Raw genomic sequence first — 9,011 nt, 5'->3', positions numbered from 1 at the left:
CACCCGCCGCGCGCAGCGGTGCGCCTGCCACGACACCGGCGCCCGCCGCCCCGGCAGCTCCCGCAGCGACCACCGCCGCGCCGGCCGCGCGCCCGGCCCCGGCGCCGGGCGGTGCCGTGCGGGTCCAGCTCGGCGCCCTGACCAGCGAGGAGGCCGCGCGCGCCGAATGGGACCGCCTGGCGCGGCGCCACGCCGACCTGCTCGGCGCCTTCCGCCCGCAGGTGGTGCGCTTCGAGCGCGAGGGCCAGGCCACGCTGTTCCGTCTGCGCACCGGCGGCTTCGCGGATGCCGCGGCGGCGGGGTCCTTTTGCGAGCAGGCGCGCGCGCGGTCGCTGCCCTGCACCGTCATTCGCTGACCGCCACCGCGATGCAGGTTCTGGCGCGCCGGCCATGCTTGCCGATCCACGCCGGCCGGGCAGGGGCGGGCGGGTGACCCCGCGCGCGGCGATCATCGGCCTGTCCGGGCCGGCCCTGACCGCGGAGGAGGCGGCGCTGCTGCGCGCCAGCCCGCCGGTCGGCGTCATCCTGTTCGCCCGCAACATCGTGGCGCCGGCCCAGCTGCGCGCGCTGACCGCGGCGATCCGCGACATCCTGGGCGCCGCGGCGCCGATCCTGGTGGACCAGGAAGGCGGGCGCGTCGCGCGGCTGAAGCCGCCGGCCTGGGAGGGCTTCCCCGCCGCCGCCGCCTTCGAATCGGCGCCCGACGTCGCGGCGCGCGCCAATGCCCTGCTGCTGGGTGCGACCTGCGTGGCGGAGGGGCTGGACGTGGTCTGCGCCCCGGTGCTCGACATCCGGGTGCCGGGCGCGCATGGCGTGATCGGCGACCGCGCCTTCTCCGACGACCCGCATGAGGTGATCCGCCTCGGCGCCGCCTGGGTCGCCGGCCTGCAGGAGGCCGGCGCGATCCCGGTGGTGAAGCACATCCCCGGGCATGGGCGTGCGCTGGCCGACAGCCACCACGAATTGCCGCGGGTGCGGGCCTGCCCCGCGCAGCTTGCGCTGGATATCGCGCCGTTCCGCGCGCTGGCGGCCTCGGGCGCCTGGGCGATGACGGCGCATGTGCTCTACGAGGCCTGGGATGCGGCGCTGCCCGCCACCATCTCCCCCACCGTGGTCGGTGACATCATCCGCGGCGAGATCGGCTTCGACGGTGTGCTCGTGACCGACGACCTGGCGATGGGCGCGCTGCGCGGCACCTCGAACGACCTGGCGACGGCGGCGCTGTCGGCCGGCTGCGACCTGGTGCTGCACTGCACCGGGCGCATCGCGGACACTGCCGGCGTGCTGGCCGGCTGCCCGGTGCTGACGGACAGGGCGGCGGGGCGGATCGCCGCGGCGCGCGCGGTGCGCGATGCCTTCCACCGGCGCGATCCCGCCACGCTGCGCGCCCTGCGCGATGCCGCGCTGGCCGCCCCGCACGCCCCGGCGGGCGCCGACCCCACCGCGCGCGAGGCGTGATGCCCGACTGGTTGCCCGAAGCCCTGGCGGCGGTGCTGGCCGCCGTGCTGGCCATCACCTTCCACGAAGCCGCGCATGGCTATGCCGCGCTGGCGCTGGGCGACGACACGGCGAAGCGCGCCGGGCGGATCAGCCTCAATCCGATCCGCCATGTCGATCCGGTCGGCACGCTGCTGGTGCCCGGGCTGATGGTGCTGGGGCAGCTGTTGACCATCGGGCGGGTCGAGGCGGTGTTCGGCTGGGCCAAGCCGGTGCCGGTGAACTTCTGGGCGCTGCGCAATCCGCGCTGGGGGATGGTGCTGGTGGCGGCCGCCGGGCCGGGGATCAATGCGGTGCTGGCCTTCGGATCGGCGCTGCTGGTCCATGCGGTGCTGGCGGGGCAGGGGCTGGTCGGCCCTGACGTCACGCAATTCCTGCTGCGCTTCATCGCGCTGTCGATCCTGGCGAACCTGGTGCTGGGCCTGTTCAACCTGATGCCGCTGCCGCCGCTGGATGGCGGGCGGATCATGGTGGGGCTGCTGCCGCGCGCCCCGGCCATTGCGCTGGCGCGCGTCGAGCCCTACGGGCTGATGATCGTGATCGGCGCCCTGTTCCTGTTGCCCATGGCCGTGCCGGCCTGGGACCCGATGGCCTGGTTCGTGCGCCATATCGTGGCGCCGGCCTTCGATGTCGTGCTGCTGCTCGCCGGGCTGAATGCCGGGCGATGAGCGAATCGCTGCATCTCAGCATCGAGGGATTCGAGGGGCCGCTCGACCTGCTGCTGGAACTGGCGCGGGCGCAGAAGGTGGATGTGGCGCGGATTTCGATCGTCGCGCTGGTCGACCAGTACCTGGCGGTCATCGAGGGCGCGCGCCGGGTGCGGCTGGAACTGGCGGCCGACTGGCTGGTGATGGCGGCCTGGCTGGCCTGGCTGAAATCCCGCCTGCTGGTGCCCCCCGACCAGGCCGAGGGCGAGGATGCCGAGGCGCTGGCCGAACAGCTGGCGGATCGGCTGGCGGAGCTGGAGCGGATGCGCGCCGCCGCGTTGTGGCTGAACCGCCGGCCCTGGCTGGGCCATGACGTGTTCGCCCGCGGCGCGCCCGAAAGCCTGCGGGTCGAGGACCGGTCCGGCCTGCATGCCGACCTGCCGTCGCTGCTGCAATCCTATGTCGCGGCGCGGCGGCGGGCGCTGGCGCGCCGGCCCTACCGCCCCAAGCCGCGAAAACTGTTCACCGTGCAGGAGGCGCTGGAGCGGCTGACCCGGCTGGTCGGCGCGCTGCCGTCCTGGTCGGTGCTGCAGGGATTCCTGCCGGACACCATCCTCGATCCGCTGGAACGCCGCGCGGCGCTTGCCAGCACGCTGGTGGCGGGGTTGGAGATGGCGCGCGGCGGCGGGATCGAGATCCGGCAGGAGGAGGCCTTCGGCCCGATCCATGTGCGCCGCCGGCCGGAGGAGGGTGCCGCGGATGAACGGGCAGGCTGACGCGCCGCAGGGCGGCGGCACCGGGCACGGGGACGCAACGGCGCGCCCGGCGGGCGCCGCCGCGCCGCCGGATGCCGGCGCCGAACGGGATGGCGCGGGGGTGGAGCCAGCCATGGCGGCCGGCGACGATGGGCGCGCCCATGCCACGGCGGATGTCGCGCCGGCCCCCGCCGACCTCCAGCACGATGTGCGCCCCGATGAACCCGGCGCGCCGGCCGACCGCGCGCCCCCGGCCGATGCGGCGGGGCCGGCGCCCGCCACCGAGAACGATGCGCTGCGCAAGCCGCCAGGCGCCGAGGCGGCGGTGGAACCAGGGGGCAGAGGCGCCACGGTGGCCGGCACTGCCGCCGGGGCATCGCCTGCCGGACAGGACGCGCCATCCGGCGATGCGCAGCCTGCCGGCGCCGACGACGACGCGCCGCCCGACCCCGCCCTGATGGCCGAGGCGGCGCGCATCGCCGAGGCGCTGATCTTCGCCTCCGACCGCCCGGTGACGCCGGCCATGCTGGGCGCGGTGCTGCCGCCCGGCCTGGCGCCCGGCATCGTGATCGCTGCCCTGGCCGAGGCCTGCGCGGGGCGTGGCGTGCTGATCGCCGAGGTTGCCGGCGGCTGGGCCTTCCGGACCGCGCCCGACCTGGCGCAGCGGCTGACCAAGGTGGTCCAGGCGCCGCGCCGGCTGCCGCGCGCGGCGATGGAGGCGCTGTCCATCATCGCCTACCACCAGCCCTGCACGCGCGGCGAGATCGAGGAAATCCGCGGCGCGGCCCTGGCGCAGACGACGCTGGAGGCGCTGCTGGAACTCGGCCTGGTGGCCCCGCGCGGGCGGCGCGAGGTGCCCGGCCGCCCGACCCTTTGGGGCACCACGCCGAAATTCCTCGAACAGTTCGGCCTGAAGGCGCTGTCCGACCTGCCGCGCAAGGAGGAGCTGGTCACCGCGGAAACCGGCCCGGCGCTGCCCCTGGGCGGGCCTGCCGCCATGTCGTCGGCCCCGCTGGACGAGGACGCCGCCGAGGCGACCACCGCCGTGCCGCCGGCGGCGACCGAGGACGCCGCCGCGCCCGCCATCGCACCACCCGCGGAGACGGCGGACGCCGCGGCGAGCACGCCCGCTTCGGCGCAGGGCGAGCAGGCTGCCGCGGCGACCGGGCCGGCGCCAGGGATCCGCTAGGCATGTCCCTCGAGTTCCACGGCATTCGCCATGCCTATGGCCGCGCCGAGGTGCTGCGCGGCATCGACCTGTCGGTCGCGCCCGGGGAGATCGTCTGCCTGCTCGGCGCCTCGGGCTGCGGCAAGACCACACTGCTGCGCCTGGCGGCGGGGCTGGAAGCGGTCCAGGCCGGCACCATCGAACTCGGTGGCCAGGTGATCGCCGAGCCGGGGCGGGACGTGCCGCCGGAACGCCGGGGCGTTGGCTTCGTGTTCCAGGACTATGCGCTGTTCCCGCATTTGACGGTGGCCGAGAACGTCGCCTTCGGCCTGCGCTTCGTGCCGAAGGCGGAACGCGGCCCGCGGGTGGCGGATGCGCTGCTGCGGGTGGGGCTCGATGCCTATCACGAGGCCTTTCCGCATATGCTCTCGGGCGGGCAGCAGCAGCGCGTGGCGCTGGCCCGGGCCTTGGCACCCCGCCCGGCGGTGCTGCTGCTCGACGAGGCGTTTGCCAGCCTCGATGCCCGGCTGCGGGAGCAGGTGCGCGACGACACCCTGCATGTGTTGCAGACCGCCGGCATCGCCACCCTGCTGGTGACCCACGACGCCGAGGAAGCGATGTTCATGGGCGACCGCATCGCGCTGATGCGGGACGGGCGGGTGCTGCAGATCGGCCCGCCGGAGGCGCTGTATTTCGCCCCGCAGGACCGCTACGTCGCCACCTTCCTGGGCGAGGTGAACCGGCTGCCGGGGCGGGTGCGGTCGGGCCTGGCGCAGACCGCGATCGGCGCCCTGCCGGCCGGCGGCGCGGCGGAAGGCGCCCTGGTCGACGTGCTGGTGCGCCCCGAGGGCCTGCTGCTGGGCGCCGGCGAGGGGCGGGAGGCCGAGGTCGAGGCCTGCCGCCTGCTGGGTGCGACGACCCTGGTGCACATGGCGCTGCCCGATGGCGCGGATGGGGTGCTGCACCTGCATGCGCGCCTGCCGCCGGGGCGGCGCCTGGCGCGGGGGGAACGGGTGACGGTTGCGCTGGATGCGGAACGGGCCTTCGTCTTTCCGCCCGAGGCTCCCTAGATAGGGGTGGCTGCATGGCCCAGTCTCCCGGGCTGGCCGCCGGCGCCACGGTTGACCGTGGCCGTCGAGGCCGGGCCGGGAGACGGGGCTGCATTGGCGACGTGCCGGCTTCCTGCTAACGGGGCGTCCCCCGCGGGCAGCGAAGCCGGGGGATAAGGGACGCATGCTGGATCTTGCCTGGTCAGAGATCGCGCTGATTGCCGTGGTGGCGCTGGTCGTCATCGGGCCCAAGGAGCTGCCCGAGGCCATCAAAGGCCTTGCGCGCGGCATCCAGGGCATGAAGCGCAAGGTCGCCGAGTTCCAGCAGCAGGCCGACGAGCTGGTGCGCGAGGCCAAGCTGGACGACGTGCGCAACCAGATCGCCGATGTGCGCAACACGATCAGCGACATCCGCAACTTCGACATCAAGGGCACGATCGAGAAGCACGTCGATGGCGATGGCAGCGTGCGCAAGGCCTTCGACGACCCGATGAAGGACAGCTACACGGCACCGAGCTATACGCCGCCGCCGGTACCCGACAATGCGCCGTCCTTCGTGCCGCCGGATGTCGCGCGCTGGGCGCCGCCGCCCCCGCCGCCCGCCCCGCCGCCGGTCGATGCGCCGGCCTTCGTGCCGCCATCGACCCCGCCGCCGATGGCGATGCCCGCGCCCGTGGCGCCCGAGCCCGCGCCGCTGCCGGTGCCCGAGCCCGCCGCGGCCGAGCCCACGCCGAAGCCGGCCGCCACCACCAGCCCGAGCGTGTAGGACCATGTCCTTGGCCGCCAACCCCGACGACAACGACCCCATCGACGACAAGCCGATGCCGTTGATGGACCACCTGAAGGAGCTGCGCACGCGGGTCCTGTGGTCGGTTGGCGCCTTCATCATCGCCTTCGCGGTCTGCTACTATTTCTCGCAGCAGATCTACGCCTTCCTGGCGCAGCCGCTGGCCGACATCCTGTCGCGGCAGTCGGGCGGCGAGCGGCGGATGATCTTCACCGCGCTGTACGAGGCCTTCTTCACCTACCTGAAGGTGGCCTTCTTCGGCGCGGCCTTCATCAGCTTCCCGATCTGGGCGACGCAGCTGTGGCTGTTCATCGCGCCGGGGCTGTACCGGTCCGAGAAGCGGGCGATCTACCCCTTCCTGCTGGCCTCGCCGGTGCTGTTCGTGATGGGGGCGGCGCTGGCGTATTACTTCATCTTCCCGCTGGCCTGGCAGTTCTTCATCAGCTTCGAGACGCCGCCGGGGTCGGGCGGCATCCCGATCCAGCTGGAGGCGAAGGTCGGCGAATACCTGTCGCTGGTCATGCACATGATCCTGGCCTTCGGCGTGGCGTTCCAGATGCCGGTGCTGCTGACGCTGCTGATCAAGGTCGGCATCCTGAACGTCGAGACGCTGCGCAAGGGGCGGCGGTATGCGGTGGTGATCATGTTCGTGGTGGCGGCGATCATCACGCCACCGGACATCATCAGCCAGATCGGCTTGGCGATCCCGCTGATCCTGCTCTACGAAATCTCGATCTTCGCGGCGCGGTGGGTGGCGCCGAAGCGGGACCCCGAGTGATGAACGGCGCGGGCTTCGGGGAGGAGCAGGCGCGGCTCGGGGCCTCGCAGGACACGGATGACCTGGTCGAGATGGTCAATCTTCCCACCAGGTATACCGGGATTTCCGGGACGGTCTTCATCTCGACGGCGATGGGGGCGCATGGGCCGCGGGTGAAGTGGTTCCCGGGCAAGGCGGGGCGCGACCTGCCATGCCTGGTCGTGACGCTCGAGATGCCACCCCGCGCGCTGAACGAAGGCCTGCCGGTGCCGGTTGCGCGCGACGGTGAGAGGCTGGTCACGCCCTGGGTCGAGAGCAATCGCGCGGCGCTGCTGCACTTCTGGCGTGAGGGGACGAGCTGGGACGTGGACGAGGTGCGGGCCTTCGTCGTCGGCCTGAGCCGGATGGGTTGAGACCGCACCGCGCGATACGGGACTGGGAACAGGGCGATGCACGATATCAGGGCGATCCGCGCCGATCCGGCGGGGTTCGATGCGGCGTTGGCACGGCGGGGGATGGAGCCGGCTTCCGGGCAGATTCTCGAACTCGACCAAGCCGTTCGTTCGGCAACGAAGGAATTTGAGGAGTCGCGCGCCGAGCTAAAGCTCAAGAGCCGCGAAGTTGGGAAGCTCAAGGCGGGTGGGAAGCACGACGAAGCGGAACAACTGATCCGCGATATAGCGGATTGGGAAGTTCGCCAATCGCAGTGGTTCGGGAACAGGGCAAACGAACCCGAAGCGCAGCGTGACCTGATCCTCAGCACGCTCCCCAACACCCTAGACCCCGACGTCCCCGACGGCCGCGACGAATCCGCCAACGTCGTGCTCCACCAGCACGGCGACATCCCCGACTTCGCCTTCACGCCGAAGCAGCATTTCGAGCTCGGCGAAGCCCTCGGCCTGATGGACTTCGCCACCGCCGCGAAGATCGCGGGCGCGCGCTTCACCGTGCTGAAGGGTCCGCTCGCGCGGATGGAACGCGCGCTCGGGCAATGGATGCTGGCGCTGCATACCGATGAGCACGGCTATACCGAGGCCTCGGTACCGCTGCTGGTCAACGACGCCAGCATGTACGGCACTGGCCAACTGCCGAAATTCGCCGACGACCTGTTCCGCACCACAGACGATCGTTCGCTGATCCCGACCGCCGAGGTGCCCCTCACCAACTTTGCGCGCGAGGAAATCTTCCCCGAGGCCGACCTGCCGCTGCGCCTGACCGCGCTCACGCCCTGCTTCCGCAGCGAGGCCGGCAGCGCGGGGCGCGACACCCGCGGCATGCTCCGCCAGCACCAGTTCGCCAAGGTCGAGATGGTGTCGATCACCACCCCCGATGCCTCCGCCGCCGAGCACGAACGCATGACGCGCTGCGCCGAGCGCGTGCTGACCGACCTCGGCCTGACCTGGCGGCGCGTGTTCCTGTGCGCGGGCGATACCGGCTTCGGCGCCGCGCGCACCTACGACCTGGAGGTGTGGCTGCCGGGGCAGGGCGCGTGGCGGGAGATCTCGTCCTGCTCCAACACGCGCGATTTCCAGGCGCGGCGCATGAACGGGCGGTTCAAGCCGCGCGAAGGCAAGGGCAACCAGTTCCTGCACACGTTGAACGGGTCTGGTGTCGCGGTCGGCCGCGCGCTGATCGCGGTGATGGAGACCTTCCAGCAGGAGGACGGCTCGGTGCTGGTGCCCGAGGTGCTGCGCCCCTGGATGGGCGGGATCGAGCGCATCGCGCGCTGAACCATGGGCCGCCCTGCTGCCGCCTTGGCGTTGCTGGCCCTGTGGGGGTGCGCGCCAGCGCCTCAGCGGGCCCCGTCGCCGCCGCCGCGCTTCGATTGGGTCCGTGGCGCCCAATGCGTCCGCGACGACCTTCGGCGCCAGATGCTGGCGTCGGGCGAAGCCATTGATGGCATGACCGCTGATGATGATGCGCGTGCCATCGATCGAGCGCTCGACCAATGCGCCTTTCCGGCCGGCTACGAACGCCGGGTCGAGCAGACATCGGCCCTGCTGGCCGCATCATCCATCCGCCACGAGGTTTCGCGGCCCTATCGCGAGCGTCGCGCAGCAGAAGCCACGCGCCGCAACATCGCGCAGGCCGAGCAACGCGATGCGCAGGTCGGCGAGGCGGGCCGTCGCTACCTCGCCTGTGTGCTGGAAGCCGCGGCGGCGCTTGCCCGTGCAAGCGCCGAGGCGGCACCGGTGATCGCGGAGGCCGCAACAGCCGAATGCCCGGCTGAAGCCGGCCGGCTGGCAGGCCTCGACTGGCAGATGAAGGGCGCCATTGATCGTGCGGCGCGTCCTGCGGTGCTCGCACGGATCCTGCGGGTGCGCGGCGGCGAAGGCGCGCCCTGACGCGGG

Annotated in this window: 11 protein-coding genes; all 11 read left to right on the top strand. The window is 72.7% G+C overall.

Annotated elements, in window-relative coordinates; all coding sequences use genetic code 11:
* On the top strand, positions 1 to 356 hold a 356-nt coding region (locus LQ222_RS04600), incomplete at its 5' end, for an SPOR domain-containing protein (RefSeq protein ID WP_230164790.1).
* A gap of 73 nt (positions 357 to 429) precedes the next feature.
* The gene (nagZ, locus tag LQ222_RS04595; protein WP_230164789.1) at positions 430 to 1,458 is read left to right on the top strand and encodes a beta-N-acetylhexosaminidase; all 1,029 of its coding nucleotides are present in this window, start codon (positions 430 to 432) and stop codon (positions 1,456 to 1,458) included.
* Positions 1,458 to 2,165, top strand: coding sequence for a site-2 protease family protein (locus tag LQ222_RS04590; RefSeq protein WP_230164788.1), 708 nt, complete (start codon positions 1,458 to 1,460; stop codon positions 2,163 to 2,165). Before nagZ ends, LQ222_RS04590 begins: the two co-directional genes overlap by 1 nt.
* Entirely contained in the window at positions 2,162 to 2,920 is a 759-nt protein-coding gene (locus LQ222_RS04585) for a ScpA family protein (RefSeq protein ID WP_230164787.1), read from the top strand. The genes LQ222_RS04590 and LQ222_RS04585 overlap by 4 nt, the downstream gene beginning before the upstream one ends.
* Positions 2,904 to 4,088: an SMC-Scp complex subunit ScpB gene (gene scpB, locus LQ222_RS04580; RefSeq protein WP_230164786.1), complete on the top strand. Its 1,185-nt coding sequence runs from the start codon at positions 2,904 to 2,906 to the stop codon at positions 4,086 to 4,088. Before LQ222_RS04585 ends, scpB begins: the two co-directional genes overlap by 17 nt.
* Before the next feature lie 2 nt (positions 4,089 to 4,090).
* On the top strand, positions 4,091 to 5,137 hold the full coding sequence (locus LQ222_RS04575) for an ABC transporter ATP-binding protein (protein ID WP_230164784.1): 1,047 nt from the start codon (positions 4,091 to 4,093) through the stop codon (positions 5,135 to 5,137).
* Between the two features lie 163 nt (positions 5,138 to 5,300).
* Entirely contained in the window at positions 5,301 to 5,882 is a 582-nt protein-coding gene (gene tatB, locus LQ222_RS04570) for a Sec-independent protein translocase protein TatB (protein ID WP_230164782.1), read from the top strand.
* Positions 5,883 to 5,937: 55 nt separating this feature from the next.
* Entirely contained in the window at positions 5,938 to 6,681 is a 744-nt protein-coding gene (tatC, locus tag LQ222_RS04565) for a twin-arginine translocase subunit TatC (RefSeq protein WP_230164801.1), read from the top strand.
* Positions 6,681 to 7,073, top strand: a complete 393-nt coding sequence (locus tag LQ222_RS04560; RefSeq protein WP_230164781.1) for a hypothetical protein — start codon at positions 6,681 to 6,683, stop codon at positions 7,071 to 7,073. Before tatC ends, LQ222_RS04560 begins: the two co-directional genes overlap by 1 nt.
* 36 nt (positions 7,074 to 7,109) lie before the next feature.
* Positions 7,110 to 8,390: a serine--tRNA ligase gene (gene serS, locus LQ222_RS04555; protein ID WP_230164780.1), complete on the top strand. Its 1,281-nt coding sequence runs from the start codon at positions 7,110 to 7,112 to the stop codon at positions 8,388 to 8,390.
* Positions 8,391 to 8,531: 141 nt separating this feature from the next.
* The gene (locus tag LQ222_RS04550; protein WP_230164779.1) at positions 8,532 to 9,005 is read left to right on the top strand and encodes a hypothetical protein; all 474 of its coding nucleotides are present in this window, start codon (positions 8,532 to 8,534) and stop codon (positions 9,003 to 9,005) included.
* The last annotated feature ends 6 nt before the right edge of the window (positions 9,006 to 9,011 follow it).

The organism is Roseomonas sp. CECT 9278, assembly GCF_918698155.1.
GTDB lineage: Bacteria > Pseudomonadota > Alphaproteobacteria > Acetobacterales > Acetobacteraceae > Neoroseomonas.
This window is presented reverse-complemented; position numbering and strand designations above follow the sequence as displayed.